This window comes from Nocardiopsis oceanisediminis (genome assembly GCF_048595525.1).
Classification (GTDB): Bacteria; Actinomycetota; Actinomycetes; order Streptosporangiales; family Streptosporangiaceae; genus Nocardiopsis_A; species Nocardiopsis_A oceanisediminis.
Window position 1 is genome coordinate 4,008,567 of the sequence record NZ_JAFMZJ010000001.1, and the last position, 22,597, is coordinate 4,031,163.

Genomic DNA, 22,597 nt, shown 5'->3' on the forward strand with positions numbered 1-22,597 from the left:
CGGCGGCCCCGGCCGCAGAAGGCCCCGGCGGGCGCGGACCCGCCGGGGCCTTCCCCGCTCCCTCGGCGCGGGCCGCGCTCAGGGCACCCGCCGGGCAGTGAAGCGCTCCCGGTAGGCCGAGGGGGTCACCCCGAGGCGGCGCAGGAACGCGCGGCGGAGCGACTCGGCGGTGCCCAGGCCGGAGCGGCGGGCCGCGGAGGCCGCCGTCTCGCCCGCCTCCAGCAGCGCCTGGGCCGCCTCCACCCGGACCGCCTCCACGTGCACCGCCGGGGTGGTGCCGACCTGGTCCCGGAAGAGCCGGGTGAGGTGCCGGGAGCTGGTGCCGGCCCGGGCCGCGAGGGTCCCGACCGAGTGGTCGGCGGCAGGGTCGGCGGCGACCGCGTCCAGCACCGCGCGGAGCGCGTCGCTGCGCGGGCGCGGCGTGCGCGCGGGCACCGAGAACTGCGACTGGCCGCCCGGCCGCTGCAGGAACACCACCAGGTCGCGGGCGACCTCGCGGGCCAGCGCCGCGCCGTGGTCGCGCTCGACCATGGCGAGCGCCAGGTCGATGCCGGCGGTCACCCCCGCCGAGGTCATCACCGGGCCGTCGGCCACGTAGATGGCGTCCGGCTCCACACCGGTGCCGGGGAACGCACGGGCCAGCGCCGCCGCATGGCGCCAGTGCGTGGTGGCGCGCCGCCCCTCCAGCAGCCCCGCGCGGCCCAGCAGGAACGCGCCGGTGCACACCGACCCCACCCGCTCGGCCTTCCCGGCCAGCAGCCCGACGCTCTCCGGGACCCCCGCCGGGGAGGGGCGCAGCGGCAGCTCCGGCGCACCCGGCACCAGGACGGTGTGCGCACCGGCGGCCTCGGCGGCCGACGCCGCCGGCACCAGGCGCGCGCCCGGCCAGGCCTCGACCGGGCCGCCGTCCGGGGAGCAGAGCAGCGTGGCGTAGTCCGCGCCGAACCTGGCCGCGGTCCCGAAGACCTCCAGCGGCGCGGTGGCGTCCATCAGGCGGACCCCGTCGTAGACCAGGATCGCGATCGTTCTCTCCGACACGGCGGCAAGCCTAGACGGCCCGGCCCGCTCACCGTCGATCCCTGCGCCATCGGCCGCCCACAGACGCGGGCCCAAACACCCCGACCGGGCGCGGTGCCTCACAGGGCGGGGGTTCAGGGCAGCAACGGCGGAGAGGGGGGACCGGTCGGTCGGTCGAGTGCAGCACCTCACGGGGCAGGGGTTCAAACGGGCGGCGACGGCGGAGGTAGGGGCGGGGGAGGCGGTCGCCCGGGCGCGGCGCCTCGCGGAGCGGAGGTTCAGACCGGCGGCGACGGCGGCGGTGGGGACCGGCCGGTCGGTCGGGTGCGGCGCCCCACGGGGCGGGGGTTCAAGCGGGCGGTGACGGCGCCGGCGGGGGCGGGGTGGAGGCGGTCGCCCGGGCGCGGCGCCTCGCGGAGCGAAGGCTCAGACCAGCGGCGGGGGCGGGAGCGGGCGGGCGCCGTGCTCACCGGCCCGGCGCGTGCGCCCGGCAGGGGAGGCGGCGCCCCGGGAAAGGAGGGGAGCGGGCCGCCCGCGCCAAGGCAGAGGTCATGCCCCCTGTGCCGGGGCGGCGGCGGGGATCGGGCCGACCGGGGGCGCCCTGCGCACCTCCGCGGCAGGCCCAACGACATCTACCGGCGAGTAGTAGGCCCCGATGCCCCGCCGCCCCCTCGCCGGTCACGCTGAGTGGCCGAAGCGGGGCCTCCCGGGAGGACGAATGCGGCATACCGCCCCCGCTCCCGCCCTGCCCGGGTTCCGGCCCCCCGGTTCGTGCTCTTGCGGGCCGCTCGAACCCCTCCGTCACCGGCCCGACCGAGGCGGTTCGGGCCCTCCGAGGGCCGATCGGCCCCGGGATGGGCGCCCAGAAATCACCGGGGTGCTCTCGCGGTGCGCAGGGCACCCCCGCCCCGCCATCACCCTTCGTGTTCGCCCAGGTCAGGTAGGGGGTGGTGGTTTCCAGGCGGCCGGCCCCGCCGCCGAAGCGGCGCGGGCACGGCGCCCCCCCGCCGCCCCGAGCGCCCCGGCCCGCTCTGCCGCACCCGACCGACCAGCCGGTCCCCCTCCCCGCCCTCGCCGCCCGCTTGAACCCCGCCCCGTGGGGCGCCGCACTCGACCGGCCGGCCGGTCCCCCTTGCCGTCGCCGCCGGTCTGAACCCTGGCTCCGCGAGGTGTCGCGCCTGTGTGTGGCGCCTGGCCCCGTTCCTGCCTGCGCCGTCGTTGCGGGTCTGGGCCTTCGCTCCGTGGGGCGCTGCACTCGACCGGCCGGCCGGTCCCCTCCCCCTTGCCGTCGCCGCCGGTCTGAACCCTCGCTCCGCGAGGTGTCGCGCCCGGGCGAGGGCCTCCGCCCCGCCCCTTCCTCCGCCGTCGCCGCCCGTTTGAACCCTCACCCCGTGAAGCACCGCGCCCGACCGGCCGGCCGGTCCCCCTCCCCTCGCCCTGGCCGCCCGCTTGACCCCCCGCCCCGCGAGGCGCCGCACCCGGGCGAGGCCCTTCGCCCCGGCCCTGCCTTGGCCGTCGCCGCCGGTCTGGACCCTCACCCCGCGAGGCGCCGCGCCTCGGCCGCGGGGGCCAGCCCCCGGGCACCGGCCCCGGTGAGAGCGATGCGGTGCGCGGCGGGCGCGGTGTTTGACCTCAACTCGACTTGACGTCCTAGCGTGATTCGCGTTCCCGATCACGACGCCCAGGAGAGAACCGCGATGCGAATCAGCACGACACTGCCCATGACAGAGGCCGGCGTCCCCGACATCGCCATGGCGCGCCGCCTCGAGGACCTCGGCTACGACGCGGTGAGCATGGCCGACATCATCACCGGCGACGGGAGTCCGGCCTTCGATCCCGCGCTCGTACTGGCGGGCGCCGCGGCGGTGACCGAGCGGATCGGCATCGAGTTCGGCGTGCTCACCCTCCCGCTGCGCCCCACGGCATGGGTCGCGGCGCAGGTGCAGACGCTCCAGCACCTGTCCGGCGGCCGCGTCGTCCTCGGCGTCGGGATCGGGGGCTTCCCGGGCTCGCCGTTCTGGCGGGCGGTCGGCGCGCCGCTCCGCGGGCGGGGCCGGCGGACCGACGCCGCCCTGCGGGTGCTGCCGGGCCTCGTCCGCGGCGAGCCCACCGAGGTGGAGGGAGAGGAGCTCTCCCTCGCCCCCGCCGCCCCGGTCCCGCCGATCCTCATCGGCGGGGACTCCGAGGCCGCGATGCGCCGCGCCGTCCTCTACGGCGACGGCTGGGTCCCCTCCCTGATCGGCCCGGCGGCCCTAGCCGAGAAGGCGGTGCGGCTCCGCGAGATCGCCGGCGAGCTGGACCGCCCGGTCCCGTCCATCTCCATCGGGGGCCACGCGATCCTGGTCGACGACCCGGCCGCCGTCGAGTCCTTCACCCGCTCGCTCGTCGAGGTGCACGGCATGGCGCCGGAGGAGGCGACGGCCGTCCCGTTCACCGGCGGCCCGGCGCAGGTGGCGGAGCGCCTGCACGCCTACTCCGAGGCCGGGGCCGACACGGCCGGGCTCTCCCTCGACGGCGGGGACTGGATCCGGCAGGCGGAGGTGCTCGCCGAGGCGCGGGCGCTCCTGTGAACCGTGCGGGGGAGGCGGCGTCCCGGTCTCCGCTCGACCGCCTTCCACCGGAGGCGCTCCGGGACGGCCGTCCAGCGAGAAGCCCGTTCGGGCAGAGGACCGGAGAGGCGGCGCCGTCCTCGCTCTCCGCGCGGCCGCCTTCCGCACGGAGCGCCCCGGCGCGGCCGTTCGGCAGGGGGCCGGCACGGCGCCTGCTCGCCGCTCCCGCCCGAGGCCGGAAGAGGCCGCGGCCGCGTGCGGGGCCCGCCTCCCGGCGGTCCCGGCCGCGCTTCTAGGATCGCCCCGTGAGCACCCCCATCGCGTTCGAGCGCCTGCACAACTTCCGAGACCTGGGCGGCCCCCGCGCCGCCGGCGGCCGCGCGGTGCGCCGGGGCCGGCTGTTCCGGTCCGACTCCCTGGGCAAGCTGCACGGCCCCGACCTGGACCGCTTCCTCGGCCTGGGCGTGCGCACCGTGATCGACCTGCGCCACCCCTGGGAGGTGGAGCGCAGCGGGCGCGTCCCGCACCGCGACGGGCTGGCCTACCACAACCTGAGCGTCGAGCACCGGCCCTACGACCAGGCGGGCCTGGACCCCGACGTGGACCCGGTGCCGTTCCTCGCCGAGCGCTACGCCGAGCTCGCCGACGAGGGCGCCGGCGAACTCCGGCAGGCCCTGGAGGTCATCGCCGGCGACACCGCCCCGCTGGTGTTCCACTGCCACTCCGGCAAGGACCGCACCGGCGTACTGGCCATGCTGGTCCTCACCCTGCTCGGAGTGGACGAGGACGACATCGCCGCCGACTTCGCGCTGACCGGACTGGCGACCGAGCGCCTGGTCGCCGAGTGGCACGCGAGCTACCCGCACCTGACGCTGCGCTGGCCCGCCTACGGCACCGCCCCGGCCGGGATCATCCGGCGCTTCTCCGCCGGGCTGGCCGAGCGGTACGGGTCGGTGCGCGGCTACGCCGCCGAGCGGCTCGGCGCCGGCGACGACCTGGTGGCCGCCCTCCGCGACCGGCTGCTGGACCCCGTTCCCGCCTGATCCGGTCCGGGGCGAAACCGGCGGGGCCTCCCTGTCCTTCCGGGGCGCACCGGGAGGGCGGGCGGAGGGCGGGGAAACCCCGGCCCGCCGGGGGCGGCGGGCGCCCGCGGGCCCTCCCTCCCTGCGGCCCGGGACCGCCCGGACGGGTCGCGGCGTGTCCGGAACCGTGGGGCCCGTGTCCCTGGAGGACATGGCGGAGGGCTCCCGCCCGGCGGCACACTCGTGCCCGTCCTCTTCCGGAGCGGCGCGGCGGCAGGCCGCGCCGGCTCCGGGAGCCCGCACACTCACCTGGGGAGCACCATGTCCCGCCCGCCCGTCCCGCCGTTCGACGAGGCCGCCGCCCGCGCGAAGGTCCAGGCCGCCGAGGACGCCTGGAACACGCGCGACCCGGCGCTCGTCGCCCGCGCGTACACACCCGACTCGCTCTGGCGCAACCGCGACGTGTTCCTCAGCGGCCGCGCGGAGATCGAGGCGTTCCTGACCGCCAAGTGGGAGCGCGAACTCGACTACGCGCTCCGCAAGGAGCTGTGGTCCTTCGGGGAGGACCGGATCGCGGTGCGGTTCCAGTACGAGTGCCGGGACGCCGCCGGCCAGTGCTGGCGCAGCTACGGCAACGAGCTGTGGGAGTTCGCCTCCGACGGGCTGATGCGCCGCCGCGAGGCGAGCATCAACGACCTGCGCATCTCCGCCGGAGAGCGGCGCATCCTCGGCCCCCGCCCGCAGGAGGAGCACGGCGCCCCGCTGCCCTGGCCCGGCCCCTGACCGGACCCGGAACCGGTCCCGGTCGCTCAGGCGGCCGAGACCGGGCCCCCTCCGGTGGCGCCCCCTGCCCCGGCCCTGCGGCGAAGGGCACGGCGCCTTCCGCCCGGCCCGGGACCGGCCCCCTCGCCGCCGCCCCGTAGCGGGCCCACGGGGAGGGAGCGCGGGGTTCCGTCCGGGACGGCGCCTCGCCCGCCCCCTCCCTCGAACCCGCCGGGCGGGTGGTCCGGTCCGCCGCCGGGCCGCGGTCCCTCCGGGCGATCGCCGCCGCCGGGGCGGGGGCGCTGGGCCGGCCGCCGCCCCCTGCCCGCGGGGCCGGTGGTGAACGCGGTGACCTGCTCTGACGCGCCGATCCCGTCCGGTCCGCCCCGGCAGGCCCGGCCTCCCGTCCGGCCCGCTCAGTCGACCGGGCCGCCCGGCTTCGGCACGATCAGTGCGTCCGGTCCGGGGAAGATCAGCCCCTCGTGTCCGTCCTCGAATCGGACCACGTAGGGCGGCTCCCCGGACGGGCCGCGGACCTCGATGATCTCTCCGGTCTGCTCCTTCATACCGACGACCCGGGAGTTGATCTTCACCCGGTCGCCCACTGCGGCCTCCATGGCGCTCCCCTCCTCTGCGGCGGAAGGACCGGCCCGCGCGACCGCTCGGCGCCCCGCCGCCCGTTCCGCGCACCGCGCCGGCCCCCGCCGGCCCGGCGTCTTTCCGGCACGATTCCCGCCCCGCCCCCGGTCGACACGGGGACAGGGCGGAGCCGCCCCGCCCCCGGCGGCCTCAGGTCCGCACCAGCGGGGTGTCCACCAGGTGCTCGGCGAGGAACCAGGCCTGCATCTCCCCGGTCCGGACCACGTCGGAGACCAGCAGGTCGTTGGTGCCGTCGTCGCCCGCCTCGTCGGCCCTGCGCGCCGCCTCGTGCGCGTCGGCCAGGATCAGCTCGTGCGCCTCCAGCAGCCGGGAGAGCATCGCCGGGACCTCCTCGGCCCCGTCCGGCGGGCGCGGCACCCGGGTGATCTCGGCGACGTGCCGGGGGTCGCCGACCGCGACGCCGCCCAGCGTCTGCACCCGCTCGGCCAGCGAGTCGACCATCCCGGCCTGCTCCCCGGCGTGCTTGTCCATCAGCAGGTGGAGCTGGTAGAAGGTGTGCCCGCGCATCAGCCAGTGGTGCTTCTTGTAGAGCGCGTGCAGGATCTGGGTATCGGCCAGCACCTGGTTGAGCCGCTGGCAGGAGTACATCCGCGCGTCGTGGGAGAGGCCGATCGGGAACTGCCGGACCGTGCCGAACCGCTGGATCTCGGAGCCCGTCTGGTGCAGCCACGGCTGGCTGCTGCGCTGCTCGGGCGTTCGGGTGCTGGTCACTGCTGGAACCCTCCCCTGTGTGGTGGCGTGTGGATCCGCCGCGACCGGGCGGGCGCCCGATCGCATCCGACCAGCCAGTCTCCGGGACCGCCCGTCACCCGCGGCCAAATCCGCGCCCACCCTCCGGCAAGGATTCGGCCAGGAAACCGCCCGGGCGGTGCGGGTCGGCCGCACCGCCCGGGGAGGTCAGGCCGCCCGCTCCCGGTAGGCCTCGGCCTGCAGCCGGTACAGCTCGGAATAGAGGCCGCCGCGCGCCATCAGCTCGGCGTGGGCGCCCTGCTCGGCGACCCGGCCCCGGTCCAGCACCACGATCCGGTCGGCCATCCGCACCGACGCCAGGCGGTGCGTGATGAGCACGACGGTGCGGCCGCGCGCGTGCTCGCGGAGCGTCTCGAAGAAGGCGTGCTCGGCGCGGGCGTCCAGCGCCGCCGTCGGCTCGTCCACGATGAGCAGGTCGGCGTCGCGGTAGAGCCCGCGCGCGCCGGCGATGCGCTGCCACTGGCCGCCGGAGAGGTCGGCGCCCTGGGCGAACCGCGGGTCCAGGACGGTGCCCCAGCCCCGCGCCAGCCGGGCGACCACCTCGTCGGCGCCGCTCTGCCGTGCGGCGCGGGCCAGCCGGCCCGGGTCGGCCGCGGTGTCCATCGCCACGTTGCGCTCGGCGGTCATCGGCCACCGGCAGTACTCCTGGGCGACCAGGCCGATGCGGCGGCGCAGCTCTTCGGCGGGCAGCTCGGCGACGTCGGCGCCGTTCCAGGCGACCGTGCCCCGCTGCGCCCGGTACAGCCCGCAGACCAGCCGGGCCAGGGTGGTCTTGCCGGACCCGTTCTCGCCCACCAGCGCGACGATCTCCCCCGCCCGCACCCGCAGGTCCACGCCGCGCAGCGACGGCTCTTCCGAGGTGGGGTAGGTGAAGTGGACGCCGCGGACGGCCAGTTCGCGCAGCGGGCCCGGGGCCCGGGACCCGGCGGGCGGGGCCGGCGGCAGCCGGCGCCGGGCGGCCGCGCAGAACTCGGTGAAGTCGGTGAAGTACAGGCCCGACTCGTACATCAGGTTGAGCGAGAAGAGCAGGCTCTGCAGGGCCGCCTGCCCCTGCCGGATCGCCAGCACCGCCGTGCCCGCCACGGCCAGCGGCATCCCGCCGGCCAGCAGCAGGGCGCCCAGCGCCGCGTAGGTGGCGGCGGTGGCCGCGCCCCCGGCGGCGTCGCCGACCGCCCGCACCGCGGTCTGCCTGCGGGCGACCGCCAGCATGGTGTCGCGCTCGCGGTCGGCCAGCCGGGTGTACTCCTCCAGCAGGAAGCGCCCCATGGTGTAGGCGCGCAGCTCCGCCGCGGAGTCGCGGGAGGCCAGCAGGTCGCCCAGGGTCCACTTGCGGCGCCGGCCGTTGGTCAGCTCCCGCATCCGCCGGTAGCGCATCCGCGCGGCGCGCACCGCCGCCCAGCCGGCCGGCGCCACGGTCAGCGCCAGCAGCGGCAGCAGCACCGGGTGCAGGACCGCCAGCACCCCGGCGACGGCGGCGAGGCCGATCCCCGCGGAGAGCACCTCCACCGCGGCGTCGATGACCCGCCCGGCCTCGTACAGGCCCCGGTCGCGCGCCCGGTACATCGCGTCGTTGAACGAGGAGTCGTCGAAGCTCTCCAGGTCGATCCGGGCGGTCAGGTCGAACAGGTGCACTTCGGCGCGGCGCTCCACCTGCGGTTTGAGCCGGGCCTGGGCCCAGCCGGCCGCCGCCTGCAGCGCGCCGCGCGCCGCCGCGGCCCCGGCGAGCGCGAGCAGGGCGGGCAGCGCCGCGGCGACCCGCTCGGCGGTGGGGACCGCGCTGAACAGCTCTTCGAGCACCCCGGTGACCGCGATCAGCGCCACCGCGCCGAACGCCCCGGCGGCCGCGTGCAGCAGCAGGGTGGCCGCGGTGTCCCGGGGCGAGGCCCGCCAGGCCCAGCGCAGCGCGGCGGCGGCCGTCCCCGGGACCCGGGCGAGCATGCCGGGCAGCGTCGCCTCCGCCAGCGCCTCGTCGTGGACGCGGTACCGGGACGCGGTCATCTCCGGTACCGCCTCGGGTGATCGGGCGCCCTTCCCGCTGCGCGGGCCTCCGGCGCCCGGTGCTCCCCGTCGTCGCCATCGCTTCACGGCGTCACTCCGTTCCTCCCGCCCCGCGGGCCCTCCGCGGGGCGCGGGCGGACGCTCCGGCCGCTCGCACCGGTCCCGCGTCCCCTGCGCGGGCGGTCCGAGCAGAACATGCGTTCGACCGCGCCGAGGAGCATGCCGCGCCCGGCACCGCCGGGGCAGCCCGGTGCGGGAGACCGGTCGGGTTGGCGGCGGACCGGATCCCGGGGCGGAGGCGCCCCGTGCGCGGAGCGGCCGGGGGCGGCCGACCGGACTCCGCCGGGTTGGGGCCGGCCCGGATCGGCGGGGGATCCGGACCGCCCGCGCCCGGCTCCGGCGGCGGTCCGCTGCCCGCAGGGCCGGGGCCGGGGGACACCGCGGCGCCCGCCCCCACCTGGGCGGGGCCGCCCGCCGGGCGGCGCGGGCCCGGCGGCGCCGCCTCTTCCCCGGCCAAACCCGCGGCGCCGGGGGTTTTCGTTCCGCTCCGCATCCGCGCAGGTCGCGGCCGGTCCTCCCGGCCGGGGCCGGCGGCGCCGGGCCGGCGGGCCGGCGGGCCGGAGCCGGCATTCCAGCAGCGGCCGGAGCGGGTCCCGGCCCGCGCTCCGGGCGCGGCCGGCCGAGGTCCCCGCAGGCGGCCGGGCGGCTGCCCGCGGGGACCGCGTCCCCTTTCCGCATGCCGCGGTGCGAGGTCGGAAAAGGATCCCCGTTCTCCGGCGCCTTTCCGTGTTCTCCGCGGACGCGCGGCGGCCCCGGAGCGGAATCGCTCCGGGGCGGCTCGGAAAAGGGCGGGAACCGGGGCTGGCCGGGGTGTGCAGGAACCCCAGTTGGTGTTACCCCTTGCAGGTGACCTGTTACCCGGTGCCTGTTACCCGGAGCGGTTCCACCGCTCCTTCACTACGCACGTACAACGGACACACCTGCTCAATGTGCGGTAGGCGGATAGACGCGAATGCGCGGTACGCCGCTACCTTTTACGACCGACACTTCGGTGCCCCGGCCCCGCTGTCCCGGTGGGCCTAGTCGAGTTCGACCAGCTCCGTCTTGTTGGCCCGGTTGATCGCCTGCTTGACCCGCTGGGCGTACTCGGCGATGCGGTCGATCTCGTCCCACCGGCCGCGCCGGGGCAGGCCGTAGTCGGTGATCTCCGCGACGTCGTAGCCGAGCAGCTCCTGCTCCTCGATCTTGAGGCCGTTCTCGCTGAAGGACTCGCGCTTGCGCTCCACCTTGCGGACGGTGCGGTAGCGGATCCAGTCCTCCCCGCCGTCGTAGGGGGCGGCGTCCTCGGCGCGCACCGGCACCGCGCGGGCGGCCTGCTCCAGCTTGGGGATGGTGTCGTCCTTGAGCACCAGCAGCTCGGGCACGGAGAGCACCCGGACCCGCCCGTCGAGGTCCTCGATCTCGGCGCGCGCCCGCTGGTTGGTGCGCGAGATGCGCAGCGCCAGCCCCTCGTCCTCGGCGAGGATCGCGGCGATCCGCTCCCGGCACTCCTGCACGGTGTAGGCGCGCTTGGTGGCCTTCTCCGTGCCGGGCTCCGGCCGGTAGGCCCCTTCTCCGTCCAGGGAGGCGGTCCGGTAGCCGCGACGCTCGGCCCCGGCCAGCTGCAGGCGGTTGATCCAGGTCTGCAGATCGGCCGAGAGCTTCTTGCGGCGGTTGAAGGCGTCTCCCAGCGTCATGTTCATAATGCAGAACATTAGGTGCGGGAGGAACGGTTCCGCCACCGGTTTTTCCGCGTCCGCCGGCGTTTCGCGCCCCTTTCCGGGACCGCCCCGGGGAAAACGCTCCGCATCCCCGGGCGGAATTGCGCGGGAAACCCTCAGAAGGGCTCTTCCGGCCGGCGCAGTGCGCGCGGGGCGCTCCAGTGGAATCGCACCGCCAGAAGGCGCAGCACGAACGCGCCGAGCGCGGCGAGGGCGCCGGTCCACCAATTGAAGGCGCCGGCGTGGATCAGCAGCGATGCCGCTCCGGCGCCGGCGAGCGCCGGCAGCGCGTACAGCTCGGAGTCGCGGCGCAGCACCGAGGGCTGGAGGCCGGCCAGCAGGTCGCGGAGCATGCCGCCGCCCACCGCGGTGGTCACCCCCATCAGCGCCGCCGGCACCGGCCCCAGCCCGAAGGAGGCCGCCTTGACCGCGCCGGTGACGCAGTACAGCCCCAGCCCCATCGCGTCGACCACGGTCAGCGGCACCCGCTGCACCCGCTCCGGCGGGTGCCACAGGAAGACCACCAGCGCGGCGAGCAGGGCCGTCCCCAGGTAGCGCAGGTCGGTGAAGGCCGCCGGCGGGACATCGCCGATGAGCACGTCCCGGATCAGCCCGCCGCCGAAGGCGGTGCAGCACGCCAGCACCGCGATGCCCACCACGTCGAAGTCCCGCCGCACCGCCACCAGCGCACCGGACAGCCCGAACGCGAACGCGCCGAGCAGGTCGAGCACGTCGAAGGCGATGAGCTGCGCAGCCCCGAAGTCCATCCCCGCCCGTCCCCCTCGTCCCGGTCTCCTCCCGCGCCCCCATCATCCCGGAGGGCGCCCCGGTCCCGGAGGCCGCACCGGCCGGAGCGGCGGGGCGGCCGCTCAGCCGGCGGCGGTTCCGCTCCCCTGGCCGAGGGCGCGGCGGGCGGAGAGGCGCAGCAGGGCGACCATCTCCGGGACCGGCGCCAGGGGCCTGCGCCGGTGGACCGCGTAGACCTCCCGGGCGAGCGGCGGGGCGGCCGGGTCGGCGGCGGCCACCGGGTGCGCGCTCCACCCGGAGGGGGCGGAGGCGCCCAGGACGGTCCGCGGGACCAGCCCGACGCCCACGCCGGCCCGGATCAGCGCGAGGGTGACCTCGTAGTCGCGGGTCTCGTAGGCGACCCGGACGCGCACGCCCGCCTCCCGGGCCGCCTCCTCCAGCGCGGCGCGGTTGGGCACGCCCGGGGCGCCGCAGATCCACTCGTCCCCGGCCGCCTCGGCGAGCGGCACCGGGCCGGGGCGGGCCGCGGGGTGCCCCTCGGGCAGGACCAGCATCAGCGGGTCGACCAGGATCCTCTCCCGGCGCAGCCCGGCCGCCGCGGGCAGCTGCACCCCCGGGTAGCGGTGCGTGACCAGCAGGTCGAGCGCGCCGGAGGCGACCAGGCCGTACCCGTCGGGCGGCTCCAGGTCGGACAGGGCCTGGCGGACGTCGGGGTGGGCGCGGCCGAACGCCGCCAGCGCGCCGGGCACCAGGACCTTCCCCGCGCTGGCGAAGGCGCCCAGGGAGAGCCGGCGGGGCGGCTCCCCCGCCGCCGCGCGCACCGCGGCCTCCGCGTCGCGCAGGTCGCCCATGACCCGTTCGCCGTAGGCCAGCAGGATCCTCCCGGCCCCGGTGAGCCGGACGCCGCCGCGGCGCCGCTCCAGCAGCACGCAGCCCAGCTCCCGCTCCAGTTTGGCGAGCTGCTGGGAGAGCGCGGGCGCGGTGAACGACATCCGCTCGGCCGCTGCCGCGATGGAGCCGGCGTGCGCGACCTCCACCAGGACCCGGACCCGGTTCGCGTCCAGCACCGCCGCCCCTTCCCGCCGTCCCCGGGGCGCCGCCGGCGCCCCGGCCGTAAGCAGAGCTTATCCATCGTTAGCAGACGCGACTTCACCTTATCCCCGGAGCGGGGCAGAGTCGGGGGCATGGCACCGAGCACCGCACCGATCGCACACGTCCCCGACTCCGCCGCCGTCCGGGAGGCCGCCGAGCGGATCGCCGGGCGCGCCCGGCGGACCCCGCTGCTCCGGGCCCGGGTGGACGGGCGCCGGGTCACCCTCAAACTGGAGCACCTCCAGCTCACCGGCTCGTTCAAGCTGCGCGGCGCGCTGAACGCGCTGACCGCGCGGCCCGCCGCCCGGGTGGTCGCCGCCTCGGGCGGCAACCACGGGTTGGGGGTGGCCGCCGCCGCCCGCATGCTCGGCGCGGAGGCGGTCGTCTACGTCCCGGAGACCGTGCCCGAGGCCAAGGCCCGCCGGCTGGAGGCCTCCGGCGCCCGGCTGGTGCGCGCCGGAGGGCGCTACGCCGCCGCCGCGGAGGCGGCGCTGGAGTACGCCGCCGACGAGGGGCTGCGCTACCTGCACGCCTACGACGACCCGCTGATCGTCGCCGGGCAGGGCACGGTCGGCCGGGAGATCGCCCAGGACGCGCCGGACTGCGACGCGGTGGCGGTGGCCGTCGGCGGCGGCGGGCTGGCCGCGGGGGTGCGGCTGGGCGCCGAGGGGCGCGAGGTCGTGGCGGTCGAACCGGAGGGGTGCCGGAGCCTGCACGCCGCGCTGGCCGCCGGGGAGCCGGTGGACGCCCCGGTCGACTCGGTGGCCGCGTCCGCGCTGGGCGCCACCCGGGTGGGCCGGACCCCGTTCGAGGTGCTGCGCACCCGCCCCGTCACCCCGGCCCTGGTGAGCGACGGGGAGATCCTGGCCGCCCGGGACCGGCTCTGGGAGGAGTTCCGGATCGCCGCGGAGCCCGCCGCCGCGGCCCCGTTCGCCGCCTGGCTGGCCGGCCGCGTCCCCGGCGAGAACCCGTGCCTGGTCGTCTGCGGCGCCAACACCGACTGGCGCCCGGCCGACTGACCGCCGGGCCCGTTCCTCGTACGCGGCGGAGGATCTGTCGGCCCTGCGGAGTAGCATCCCGCCGGCCGGGCTTCCCCGCCGCTCGCGGCGGCCGCCCGGCACCCCGGAACCCGCCGATGAGTTCCGCGGAACCCCGCGGTCCCATGGGCGGCCGTGCACCGCACCAGGCGGTGCCGTAGAGAGGAAGCACGGGCATGGGCGAGATCATCTACTTCGCGCAGCAGTCGGTCGACGGCTTCATCGAGGGCCCCGAGGGCGAGTTCGACTGGCCGGTGGTGGGACCGGAGCTGTCGGAGTACTCCCGGGCCGTGGGCGAGCAGGCCGGCGCTTTCCTGTACGGGCGGGTGGTCTGGGAGATGATGTCCGGGTTCTGGCCGCGCGCCGAGGAGCTCTCCGACGACCCGCACGACCTGGCGTTCGCCCCGGCCTGGCGGGCCAAGCCCAAGCTGGTGGTCTCCCGGACGCTGCAGAGCGCCGAATGGAACACCCGGGTACTGGCCGACCTGGACGGGCTGGCCGCCGCCAAGAAGGCGGCCGAGGGCGACATCGTGCTGTTCGGCGGCTCCGAGCTGGCGGCGGCCCTCACCCGGCGGGGCCTGATCGACGAGTACCGGCTGATCGTCCACCCGGTCGTCCTGGGCGGCGGGAAGCGCGCCTTCGCCGGCCCCGGGCGGCTCGGTCTGGAGCCGGCCGAGTCCCGGATGTTCGACGGCGCCGCCGTACTGCTCCGCTACCGCCGCTGACCCGCCCGGACCCGCCCTCCGGCGGGGCGGATACCCTTCCCTCGACCCTCAGACCGCGGGAAAGGGAGACCCATGCTCTACACGGCGCTGCGCTGGACGTGCGCGTCCCTGGGACGCGCGCTCTACCGGCCGGTGATCGAGGGGCTGGAGAACATCCCGTCCTCCGGGCCGGTGCTGCTGGCCGCCAACCACCTGTCGTTCTCCGACAGCGTCGTCCTCCCGCTCGCCGTGCCCCGCCCGATGCGGTTCCTCGCCAAGGCCGAGTACTTCGAGGGGCCGGGGGTGAAGGGCCGCGCCTCCCGCGCGCTGGTCACCTCGCTGGGGGCGATCCCGGTGCGCCGCACCGGCGGCCGGGACGCGGTGAACTCGCTGGACCTGGGGCTGTCGGTGCTCAAGGACGGCGGCGTGTTCGTCATCTACCCGGAGGGCACCCGCTCCCCCGACGGGCGGCTGTACAAGGGCCGCACCGGGGTGGCGCACCTGGCGCTGACCTCGGGCGCGCCGGTGGTCCCGGTGGGGCTGGCCGGGACCGAGCGGATCCAGCCGATCGGGGCCCGGCTGCCCCGCCTGGCGCGGATCCGGATCCGCTTCGGCGAACCGCTGGACTTCTCCTTCGGCTACGGCCACATGAAGGCGGGCCCCGCCCGCCGGGAGGTCACCGACCGGGTGATGGCCGCCGTCCGCGACCTGACCGGCCAGGAGGAGGCCGGCGTGTACAACCCCAACTCCCCGAGGGCCTGAGAGGCTGTCGGGTGTCCGGCCGGTCGCCCGGTGGGGCCGCCCCGCGCTTCCCCGTCCGTCCTCGTTGGTCTTGGAGTTGCGGGGGTATCGGAGCGCTCCGATACCCCCGCAACTCCAAGACCAACGGGGAAGTGGTGCGGTACGCCGCCCGCTACGGGGCCTCCCCCCGCGAAGCCTCCCCGAAGCGGCCGCGCCGGGAGCGGCGCGGGGCCGGGCGGTGCGCACCGCCCGGCCCCGGTCCCGCGGATCCGCCCGGTCAGGCCTTGGGCATCCGCTCGGCCAGCCACGCCTCGACGTCGGCGGAGGCGCGCGGCAGGCCCGCCGACATCACCCGGTTGCCGTCCTCGGTGACCAGCACGTCGTCCTCGATCCGCACGCCGATGCCGCGCAGCTCCTCGGGGACGGTCAGGTCGTCGGGCTGGAAGTACAGGCCCGGCTCGACGGTGAGCACCATGCCCGGGCGCAGCTCGCCGTAGAGGTGCTCCTCGGTGCGGGCCCGGGCGCAGTCGTGCACGTCCAGGCCGAGCATGTGGCCGGTGCCGTGCAGGGTGTAGCGGCGCTGCAGGCCCAGCTCGACGACCCGGTCCACCGGGCCCTCCAGCAGGCCCCACTCGACCAGCCCTTCGGCCAGCACCCGCTGGGCGACCCGGTGGAAGTCGCGGAACGGGCGGCCCGGCGCGACCGCGGCGATGGACGCCTCCTGGGCGGCGTACACCAGGTCGTAGACGCGCCGCTGCAGCTCGGTGAAGGTGCCCGACACCGGGAGGGTTCGGGTGACGTCGGCGGTGTAGAGCTCGGTGGTCTCCACGCCGGCGTCCAGCAGCAGCAGGTCGCCCTCGCGGACCGGGCCGTCGTTGCGGACCCAGTGCAGGGTGGTGGCGTTGGGGCCGGAGGCGGCGATGGTGCCGTAGCCGACGTCGTTGCCCTCCACCCGGGCGCGCAGGAAGAAGGTGCCCTCGATGTACCGCTCCGAGGTGGCCTTGGCCTGCGGCAGCACGGCCACCACGTCGTTGAAGCCGCGGACCGTGGCGTCCACGGCCTTCTGCAGCTGCTCGACCTCCCACTCGTCCTTGACCAGCCGCATGTCGTGCAGGGCGACGGCGAGCTCCTCGTCGCGCGCAGCGCTCTCCTCGGTGGCGCCGCCGCGCAGCCCGTCGACGATCCGGTCCAGGGCGCCGTCGTGGCCGCGGACGATGCGGGTGGCGACGCCGCCGGCGGCCTTCTCCAGCAGGGCGGGCAGCTCGCGGACGTCGTGCACGGCCAGGCCGAGCAGGGCCGAGGACTCGGCGAGGCTGCTGCGCCGGCCGCTCCACAGCTCCCCGTGGCCGTCCAGCCAGAACTCGCCGTTCTCCCGGTTGGAGCGCGGCCGCAGGTAGGCGGTGACCTCGTGGCCGCCGCCCTCGTGCGGCTCGAACACCAGGCAGCCGTCGTCGGACCGGTCGCCGCTGAGGTAGACGTAGTCGGTGGCGGCGCGGAACGGGTACTCGGTGTCGTTGGAGCGGGTCTTCAGGCCGCCGGCCGGGACCACCAGGCGCTCACCGGGGAAGCGGGCGCTGAGCCCGGAGCGGCGGTGCGCGGTGTGCCGCGCCTGCTCGATCGGGCGCACGTCGCGCTTCTCGGTGTCGGCCCAGCCGGTGCGCATCCACGCCGACAGCTCCTCGGAGACCGACTGCTCCTGCCCGTTCTTGCGCGGCCGGAACGCCGGCTCGCCGGTTCCGCCGTCCTGGGCCTCTCCCCCGCCGGGGCGCTGCTGCTCGGTCACTGCTCGGCCTCCAAGGTCACTCGGTTCGCTGCCGGCCGCTTGTGGCGGCTCCTCGGCCCTGCCGCGCGGCCGCCCCGGGGCGCGGGCGCGCCCCCGCGGCCGCCCCGGGCGGGCGGCGCGCACGGGTACGCGCGCCGCCCGCCCGGCCGGCGGCGCCCGCAGGGCAGGGTCTAGCGTCCATCGTAGGGCGCCGCACCGCCCGCGAGCTCCTTGGCGAAGGCGTAGTAGCGGCGGCCGCCCTGCTCGTCGAGGCCCTCTGCGTCGGACAGCGTGTAGCCCAGCCGGCCGTACATCGCGACGGCCTCGGGCTGCTCCGGGCCGGTGGTGAGGTAGGCGCGCCGGTACCCGCTGCGCGCGGCGGCGGCCTCCACGGCGGACAGCGCCCGGCGCCCCAGCCCGCGCCTGCGGTGCGCGCTGTCGGTCCAGACCCGCTTGAACTCGGCGGTGGCGGCGTCCTTCCGGCGGAACGCCCCGCCGGCCACCGGCCGGCCGGCCAGCTCGATCAGGACCACCCCGCCGTAAGGGGCGTCGAAGTCGGTCTCGGGGTAGGCCGCCAGTTCCCGCCGGGCGGCCTCGGCGCCGTAGCGGCGGGTGTACTCCTCTGCCAGCCCCTCCAGCATCGGCCGGACCGCGGGATCGCCCATCGCCACCGCCCGCTCCACCGGCACCGGCATGACCTCGGCCCCCTGAACCGTCATCCTCTTCCCTCTCCTCCCGGTCGGCTGCGACTCGCGGCGGCCGGGTGCGGCCGCCGTCCACCAACGGCCCAACTTAGGACGTTCTGTGCGCATTCCCGCCGGTGAGCCGGGCTGTACGGGTGTCGCGATCACCACATCCCGCGCACGCCTCCCGGGTACCCCTGCGGCCCGGCCCGCCCCGGGCGGGTCCTAGAGTGACCGACATGGCTTTGAGCGATCGCACCCTCCTGGGCCCCGGACCGAGCAACCCCTATCCCGAGGCCGTCCTCGGGCTGTCCGCCCCGATCCTGGGGCACCTGGATCCGGAGTTCATCGCGCTTCTGGACCGCGTCTGCGACCGGCTGCGCACGGTGTGGGGCACCGCCAACCCGCTGACCATGCCGCTGTCGGGCACCGGGTCGCTGGGCATGGAGGCTGCGTTCGCCAACACGGTGCGCCCCGGCGACACCGTGGTGGTCGCGGTCAACGGCCTGTTCGGGCGGCGGATGTGCGAGGTGGCGGCCCGGTACGGCGCCGAGGTGGTCGAGGTCGGGCACGCCTTCGGCGAGCCGGTCGACGTGCAGCGGGTGCTGGACGCCCACCCCTCCCCGGCGATCGTGGCGGCGGTGCACGCGGAGACCTCCACCGGCGTGCTCAGCGACATCGGAGCGCTGGGCGCCGCGGTGCACGGGCGCTCCGAGGAGACGCTGCTGGTCGCGGACTGCGTCACCTCGCTGGGCGGCACCGAGGTCGCCGCGGACGAGTGGGGCGTCGACATCGGCTACTCCGGCACCCAGAAGTGCCTGGGGGTGCCGCCGGGGCTGGCGCCGTTCACCTTCTCCGAGCGGGCCTGGGAGCGCCGGGTGGAGACGCCCCCGGTCTGGTACATCGACCTGGGGCTGCTCGGCGCCTACGTGCGCGGCGGCCCCGGCGGGCGCGCCTACCACCACACCGCGCCGGTGGGGATGATCGCCGCCCTGGACGCGGCGCTGGAGCGGATCACCGCCGAGGGCACGGCCGAGGTCGCGGCCCGGCACCGGGCCGCCGGCGCCCGCCTCCAGGACGGCCTGGAGGACATGGGCCTGGAGCTGTTCGCCGCCAAGGGCCACCGGCTGCCGCAGCTGACCTCGGTGAAGGTGCCCGAAGGGGTGGACTCGGCCAAGGTCCGCGGGCGGCTCCTGGACGAGTACGGCATCGAGATCGGCGCCGGCGTCGCGGAGTACGCCTCCGCGGTGTGGCGGATCGGGCTGATGGGGCACAACGCCCGCCCGGACCGCGCCGAGCTGGTGCTGGCGGCCCTCCGCGAGGTGCTGGGCCGCTAAGGACCACCGAAACCCACCGCCCGGCGCCGGCCTCTTCCGGCGCCGGGCCTTTCCGTTCCCGGCACGGAGACCGGCGCCCCCTCGCCCCGGAGGGACCGCGGAAGCCCTCCCGGCCCACCGGGCGCAGACCCGCCCTTCCGCGAACGCCCCCTTCGAGGGGCTGGACGCCCCGCCCCCGGGCGACCGGACCCGCGCCTCCGGCCCCCGGGGCGCGCCGTCCCCGGCGGTGCTCTGCCGGCCCGCGGCCCCTCGCTCCGGGAGGGCCCGGAGCCCGGACGCCTCCGCCCCGCCCCTCCGACCGGACCGGACGGCCGCCGCGCCCCGGGCCGCCCGGGGCGCGGCGCCGCCCCGGCCGCGCTCTCCCCGCCCCGGCGGGACGCCGCCTCCCGGCTCGGCGCCGGGTGTACGCGGTGCCGGCCGCCCGGGAAGAAGGGGAAGAAGGGGACGGGGCAGCACCCGCCCCCCTTTCCTCTTTCCTTATTTCCTTCTCCTTTCTCCGGTGCGCCCGGGGCCGCCGGGCCCTGGTGCGCCGTGCAGGTGGGCCGCGGTCCCGGTGACGGCGGCTGGGTCCTGGGGCCCTGGGGGCGCGGGCGTTTTGAGCCCTGCGGCCCATTGCCCGCCCGGACCCCGGTGAGGCTGAATTCTCAGTGCGGACGCGTGACCGAGGAAACGCGCTCCGCTCCCGAGATCCTCACCCGCCCCCGCTCGCACAGCCGGCCCGGCCCACCCGGTCGCGCGGCCGGCTGGGAAGGAGATCACGGCGATGCGAAGCATCCCCCGCACCCCCCGGTCCACCGCGCTGAGCCTCCTGCTCGGCTCGGTGCTCGCCGCGGCCGGCACCCTGTTCGCGCCCGCCGCCGCGGCGTCCCCCGCCGACACCCCGGCCATGGCCCGGCACGCCCGGGAGACCCCCGACGCCCCCGGCCGGGCCGACGTCTCCGCGGCGCCCGCGGGCATCCCCGGCATCGACGTCTCGCACCACAACGGCACCATCGACTGGCCGGAGGTCGCCGGCAGCGGCGTCCGCTTCACCTACATCAAGGCCACCGAGGGGACCGGCTTCAAGTCCCCGGCGTTCAACACCAACTACACCGGCTCCTACCGGGCCGGGCTGATCCGGGGCGCCTACCACTTCGCCCGCCCCGACGCCTCCGGCGGCGCCGCCCAGGCCGAGTACTTCGCGTCCAACGGCGGCGCCTGGTCCGCCGACGGCCAGACCCTGCCCGGCGCGCTGGACCTGGAGGACACCTCCGCGGCGCCGCACTGCTACGGGAAGTCGCCCTCCCAGATCGTCTCCTGGGTGCGCGACTTCAGCGACACCTACCGGGACCTGACCGGGCGGGACGTGGTGCTCTACACCAGCGCCGGCTGGTGGAACGACTGCGCCGGCGGCAGCGGCGCCTTCGCCTCCACCAACCCGCTCTGGGTGGCCAGCTGGACCAGCGCCGACCGGCCCACCGTCCCCGCCGGGTTCGGCGTGCACACCTTCTGGCAGTACACCGACCAGGGCTCCGTCCCCGGCATCGGCGGCGACACCGACCTCAACGTGTTCAACGGCTCCGCCGAGCGGCTGCTCGCCCTGGCCGACAACACCTGACCCGGCGCCTTCCCGGACAGGCCCCGGCCGCCCCCCTCCCTGCGGCCGGGGCCTCCCCCTGCGGCCGCGCGGCGGGTCAGCGCTCCCGGTTGGGGCCGTAGCGGGCGTCGTGGTCGGCGGGGTCGGTCGGGTCGGAGCTGTTGCCGATGATCACCGCGATCGGCGGCAGCACCATGGCGACCGCGCACATCGCCACCGCCCACTCGACCCCGAGCAGGTAGTAGACCGGCAGCGACCCGGCGAACAGCACCAGGCAGGTGCCCATCAGCCAGGCGTACCGGCGCACCCGGCGCTTCATACCTCCACTGTAGTCCCGGCCCGCCCGCGCCCTCCGGCCGCGCCGGGCGGCCAGGACCGCGGGTCGCGCAGCCCGGCCAGGCCGCCGTCGACCCGGTACCCGTGCTCGGCCAGCCGGACCCGGGCCCGGCGGGCCCGCTCCACCGTGGCCTCCTCGAAGATCCGGTCGTAGAGCGCGTCGGGGGTGGCGTTCAGGCCGGTGCGCACCGCGGACAGCGCGGCGGTGGCGAGCGCCTGCGTCCCCGGCGGCTCGGGCAGCACCCGGTACATCCGGCGGGCCCAGTCCGGCAGCGTGTAGTAGGAGAGCAGGCCGATCGGCACCCACATCGGCTTGAGCGGGGCGAGCGCGCGCATCCGCTCCGGCACCTTGGGCCAGAGCAGGAACCGGACGATCTCCCGGGCCTCCGGGCCGGCGGCCAGCCGCGGGCGGACCCCGGCCAGGTAGGCGCGCATCCGCTCCACCGAGTCGGGCACCTCCGCGGGGTCCAGCCCCACGTAGGCGGCGGTGCGGGTCTGCTCGGCGAAGTACCGGTCGGCGTCGGCGCGGCCCACCCGGGCGCCGGCCCGGGCCACCACCTCCAGGTAGGACACCACCTCCGCGCAGTGCACCCAGAGCAGCAGGTCGGGCTCGTCGACCCGGTGCCGGCGGCCGGTGGCCGGGTCGGTGAAGCCCAGCCGCCGGTGCACCGAGCGGACCCGGGCGCCCAGCTCCTCGGCCTCCTGCGGGCTGCCGTAGGTGGTGGTGCCGACGAAGTCGACGGTGCGCAGCAGCCGGCCGGTGGGGTCCTCGCGGAAGTCCGACCGCTGCCAGACCCCCTGCACCGCCACCGGGTGCAGGGCCTGCAGCATCAGCGCCCGGACGCCGGCCACCCACATGGCCCGGTCCGTCTGGATCCGCCAGGTCGCGCTCTCCGGAAGGGCGACGGTGGGCTGCTGCACGTCCGGCACGTCCTTTCCGGGAGCAGGCTCCCGAGATCGGTTCTCCCGACACCTGGTACGCCGCGCCGGCGCACCTCGAATCCGATTCTAGATCGGCCGCTCCCCCGGCGCCGCAGGGGATCCGGTTCCGGGGGCGCTCCCGGCCCCGGCTCCGCGCGGCGGCCCGGAGTAGGTTGTCGTCCACCCGCTTCCCCTGACGAGAGGACCGCCATGGACCGCGTCCCCGCCCCCGGAGCCGACCGCCTCGCGCTGAACGCGCGGGGCATGGTCTTCGACGCCGTCGCCACGGGCCCGGCGGACGGCCCGCTGGTGCTTTTCCTGCACGGCTTCCCCGAGTTCGCCTCCTGCTGGGGCGAGCAGATCGCCGCGGCGGCCCGGGCCGGGTACCGCGCGGTCGCCGTGGACCAGCGCGGCTACTCCCCGGGCGCGCGCCCCGAGGGCCCCGCCGCCTACACCGTGGACGAGCTGGTCGGCGACGTGTTCGCCTTCGCCGACGAGCTGCAGGCCGAGCGGTTCCACCTGGTCGGGCACGACTGGGGCGGGGTGCTGGCCTGGCCGGCCGCGGGCCGCCGGCCCGAGCGGATCCGCACCCTGACCGTGCTGTCCACCCCGCACCCGCGGGCGCTGGCCCGCGCAGTGGCCGAATCCGAGGAGCAGCGGGAGAGCCTCTCCTACATCGGGCTGTTCCGGCGGGAGGGCAAGGCCGAGGAGGTGCTGCTCGGCGACGGCGCCGCCGCGCTGCGCGGGATCTACCAGGGGCGCGTCCCCGCCGGCCTGGTCGAGGAGAACGTGCGCCGGCTCGGTGAGCCGGGCGCGCTGACCGCGGCGCTCAACTGGTACCGGGCGCTGGACGGCGCCGCCGCCGACGCCCCGGTGATCGAGGTGCCGGTGCTGTACCTGTGGGGCGAGGGCGACCTGGCGTTCACCGCCGCGGCCGCGGAGTCCACCGGGGAGTGGGTGAGCGGCGAGTACGAGTACGTCCGGTTGGACGGCGCCTCGCACTGGCTGCCGGAGGAGGACCCGGAGCGGATCATCCCGCCGATCCTGGAGCACCTCAAGCGCGGCTGACCCCGCGCGCCCGGGTGGCGCCCGGGGGAAGTCCGGTGCAGTCTTGACCCACCGGGGGGCAGTGCTGCACCGAGC

20 protein-coding genes are annotated in these 22,597 nt (G+C 76.9%); 9 read left to right on the forward strand and 11 right to left on the reverse strand.

The window, feature by feature from the left end; all coding sequences use genetic code 11:
* Positions 1-78: 78 nt before the first annotated feature.
* A complete protein-coding gene (locus J0910_RS17920; RefSeq protein ID WP_420159678.1) occupies positions 79-1,038 on the reverse strand; it encodes a GlxA family transcriptional regulator in 960 nt (319 codons plus the stop codon).
* Between the two features lie 1,676 nt (positions 1,039-2,714).
* On the opposite strand from J0910_RS17920, the gene J0910_RS17925 reads away from it, so the two are divergent.
* From J0910_RS17925 to J0910_RS17935, 3 genes are all read left to right on the forward strand, one after another.
* Positions 2,715-3,587 carry an LLM class flavin-dependent oxidoreductase gene (locus J0910_RS17925; RefSeq protein ID WP_420159679.1) on the forward strand — a complete coding sequence of 291 codons (873 nt, stop codon included), beginning with the start codon at positions 2,715-2,717 and terminating at the stop codon, positions 3,585-3,587.
* A gap of 284 nt (positions 3,588-3,871) precedes the next feature.
* Positions 3,872-4,609: a tyrosine-protein phosphatase gene (locus J0910_RS17930; protein WP_420159680.1), complete on the forward strand. Its 738-nt coding sequence runs from the start codon at positions 3,872-3,874 to the stop codon at positions 4,607-4,609.
* A 300-nt stretch (positions 4,610-4,909) separates the two neighbouring features.
* On the forward strand, positions 4,910-5,371 hold the full coding sequence (locus J0910_RS17935) for a nuclear transport factor 2 family protein (protein ID WP_420159681.1): 462 nt from the start codon (positions 4,910-4,912) through the stop codon (positions 5,369-5,371).
* Between the two features lie 395 nt (positions 5,372-5,766).
* Here J0910_RS17935 and J0910_RS17940 read toward each other — a convergent pair whose 3' ends face one another.
* The 6 genes from J0910_RS17940 to J0910_RS17965 all read right to left on the reverse strand — a co-directional run bounded on the left by J0910_RS17940 (position 5,767) and on the right by J0910_RS17965 (position 12,332).
* Positions 5,767-5,967 (reverse strand): DUF1918 domain-containing protein, encoded by a 201-nt coding sequence (locus tag J0910_RS17940; protein ID WP_420159682.1) that lies wholly within the window; start codon positions 5,965-5,967, stop codon positions 5,767-5,769.
* Positions 5,968-6,139: 172 nt separating this feature from the next.
* Positions 6,140-6,721, reverse strand: coding sequence for a Dps family protein (locus J0910_RS17945; RefSeq protein WP_420159683.1), 582 nt, complete (start codon positions 6,719-6,721; stop codon positions 6,140-6,142).
* A 186-nt stretch (positions 6,722-6,907) separates the two neighbouring features.
* Positions 6,908-8,758 carry an ABC transporter ATP-binding protein gene (locus tag J0910_RS17950; protein ID WP_420159684.1) on the reverse strand — a complete coding sequence of 617 codons (1,851 nt, stop codon included), beginning with the start codon at positions 8,756-8,758 and terminating at the stop codon, positions 6,908-6,910.
* Between the two features lie 1,079 nt (positions 8,759-9,837).
* The gene (locus J0910_RS17955) at positions 9,838-10,494 is read right to left on the reverse strand and encodes a hypothetical protein (RefSeq protein ID WP_420159685.1); all 657 of its coding nucleotides are present in this window, start codon (positions 10,492-10,494) and stop codon (positions 9,838-9,840) included.
* Positions 10,495-10,634: 140 nt separating this feature from the next.
* A complete protein-coding gene (locus J0910_RS17960; protein ID WP_420159686.1) occupies positions 10,635-11,285 on the reverse strand; it encodes a trimeric intracellular cation channel family protein in 651 nt (216 codons plus the stop codon).
* A 102-nt stretch (positions 11,286-11,387) separates the two neighbouring features.
* Entirely contained in the window at positions 11,388-12,332 is a 945-nt protein-coding gene (locus J0910_RS17965; RefSeq protein WP_420159687.1) for a LysR family transcriptional regulator, read from the reverse strand.
* Between the two features lie 117 nt (positions 12,333-12,449).
* Here J0910_RS17965 and J0910_RS17970 point away from each other — a divergent pair, with 117 nt between their 5' ends.
* The 3 genes from J0910_RS17970 (at position 12,450) to J0910_RS17980 (ending at position 14,860) form a co-directional block, all read left to right on the forward strand.
* The gene (locus J0910_RS17970) at positions 12,450-13,376 is read left to right on the forward strand and encodes a serine/threonine dehydratase (RefSeq protein WP_420159688.1); all 927 of its coding nucleotides are present in this window, start codon (positions 12,450-12,452) and stop codon (positions 13,374-13,376) included.
* 194 nt (positions 13,377-13,570) lie between these two features.
* Entirely contained in the window at positions 13,571-14,119 is a 549-nt protein-coding gene (locus tag J0910_RS17975) for a dihydrofolate reductase family protein (protein WP_420159689.1), read from the forward strand.
* A gap of 72 nt (positions 14,120-14,191) precedes the next feature.
* Positions 14,192-14,860 carry a lysophospholipid acyltransferase family protein gene (locus J0910_RS17980; protein ID WP_420159690.1) on the forward strand — a complete coding sequence of 223 codons (669 nt, stop codon included), beginning with the start codon at positions 14,192-14,194 and terminating at the stop codon, positions 14,858-14,860.
* A gap of 256 nt (positions 14,861-15,116) precedes the next feature.
* On the opposite strand, the gene J0910_RS17985 is transcribed toward J0910_RS17980, so the two are convergent.
* Together J0910_RS17985 and J0910_RS17990 are read right to left on the reverse strand one after the other, a co-directional pair.
* Positions 15,117-16,622, reverse strand: a complete 1,506-nt coding sequence (locus J0910_RS17985; RefSeq protein ID WP_420159691.1) for an aminopeptidase P family protein — start codon at positions 16,620-16,622, stop codon at positions 15,117-15,119.
* 170 nt (positions 16,623-16,792) lie between these two features.
* Positions 16,793-17,320, reverse strand: a complete 528-nt coding sequence (locus J0910_RS17990; protein WP_420159692.1) for a GNAT family N-acetyltransferase — start codon at positions 17,318-17,320, stop codon at positions 16,793-16,795.
* Positions 17,321-17,523: 203 nt separating this feature from the next.
* Between J0910_RS17990 and J0910_RS17995 the strand changes: the two genes are divergently transcribed.
* Together J0910_RS17995 and J0910_RS18000 are read left to right on the forward strand one after the other, a co-directional pair.
* Positions 17,524-18,621: a pyridoxal-phosphate-dependent aminotransferase family protein gene (locus J0910_RS17995; protein ID WP_420159693.1), complete on the forward strand. Its 1,098-nt coding sequence runs from the start codon at positions 17,524-17,526 to the stop codon at positions 18,619-18,621.
* 763 nt (positions 18,622-19,384) lie between these two features.
* Positions 19,385-20,218 carry a GH25 family lysozyme gene (locus tag J0910_RS18000; RefSeq protein ID WP_420159694.1) on the forward strand — a complete coding sequence of 278 codons (834 nt, stop codon included), beginning with the start codon at positions 19,385-19,387 and terminating at the stop codon, positions 20,216-20,218.
* A 76-nt stretch (positions 20,219-20,294) separates the two neighbouring features.
* On the opposite strand, the gene J0910_RS18005 is transcribed toward J0910_RS18000, so the two are convergent.
* Positions 20,295-20,516, reverse strand: coding sequence for a DUF3099 domain-containing protein (locus J0910_RS18005; RefSeq protein WP_420159695.1), 222 nt, complete (start codon positions 20,514-20,516; stop codon positions 20,295-20,297).
* A complete protein-coding gene (locus J0910_RS18010) occupies positions 20,513-21,454 on the reverse strand; it encodes an oxygenase MpaB family protein (RefSeq protein WP_420159696.1) in 942 nt (313 codons plus the stop codon). Before J0910_RS18010 ends, J0910_RS18005 begins: the two co-directional genes overlap by 4 nt.
* Before the next feature lie 210 nt (positions 21,455-21,664).
* Between J0910_RS18010 and J0910_RS18015 the strand changes: the two genes are divergently transcribed.
* Complete coding sequence (locus J0910_RS18015) at positions 21,665-22,522, forward strand: alpha/beta fold hydrolase (protein WP_420159697.1); 858 nt, start codon at positions 21,665-21,667, stop codon at positions 22,520-22,522.
* Positions 22,523-22,597 lie beyond the last annotated feature (75 nt).

Bases quoted from the DNA above. Each gene is read 5' to 3' on its own strand.
- J0910_RS17925 (WP_420159679.1), top strand. From the start codon at position 2,715: ATGCGAATCAGCACGACACTGCCCATGACAGAGGCCGGCGTCCCCGAC.
- J0910_RS17935 (WP_420159681.1), top strand. From the start codon at position 4,910: ATGTCCCGCCCGCCCGTCCCGCCGTTCGACGAGGCCGCCGCCCGCGCG.
- J0910_RS17940 (WP_420159682.1), bottom strand. From the start codon at position 5,967: ATGGAGGCCGCAGTGGGCGACCGGGTGAAGATCAACTCCCGGGTCGTC.
- J0910_RS17950 (WP_420159684.1), bottom strand. From the start codon at position 8,758: ATGACCGCGTCCCGGTACCGCGTCCACGACGAGGCGCTGGCGGAGGCG.
- J0910_RS17955 (WP_420159685.1), bottom strand. From the start codon at position 10,494: ATGACGCTGGGAGACGCCTTCAACCGCCGCAAGAAGCTCTCGGCCGAT.
- J0910_RS17960 (WP_420159686.1), bottom strand. From the start codon at position 11,285: ATGGACTTCGGGGCTGCGCAGCTCATCGCCTTCGACGTGCTCGACCTG.
- J0910_RS17970 (WP_420159688.1), top strand. From the start codon at position 12,450: ATGGCACCGAGCACCGCACCGATCGCACACGTCCCCGACTCCGCCGCC.
- J0910_RS17975 (WP_420159689.1), top strand. From the start codon at position 13,571: ATGGGCGAGATCATCTACTTCGCGCAGCAGTCGGTCGACGGCTTCATC.
- J0910_RS17980 (WP_420159690.1), top strand. From the start codon at position 14,192: ATGCTCTACACGGCGCTGCGCTGGACGTGCGCGTCCCTGGGACGCGCG.
- J0910_RS17990 (WP_420159692.1), bottom strand. From the start codon at position 17,320: ATGACGGTTCAGGGGGCCGAGGTCATGCCGGTGCCGGTGGAGCGGGCG.
- J0910_RS17995 (WP_420159693.1), top strand. From the start codon at position 17,524: ATGGCTTTGAGCGATCGCACCCTCCTGGGCCCCGGACCGAGCAACCCC.
- J0910_RS18000 (WP_420159694.1), top strand. From the start codon at position 19,385: ATGCGAAGCATCCCCCGCACCCCCCGGTCCACCGCGCTGAGCCTCCTG.
- J0910_RS18005 (WP_420159695.1), bottom strand. From the start codon at position 20,516: ATGAAGCGCCGGGTGCGCCGGTACGCCTGGCTGATGGGCACCTGCCTG.
- J0910_RS18015 (WP_420159697.1), top strand. From the start codon at position 21,665: ATGGACCGCGTCCCCGCCCCCGGAGCCGACCGCCTCGCGCTGAACGCG.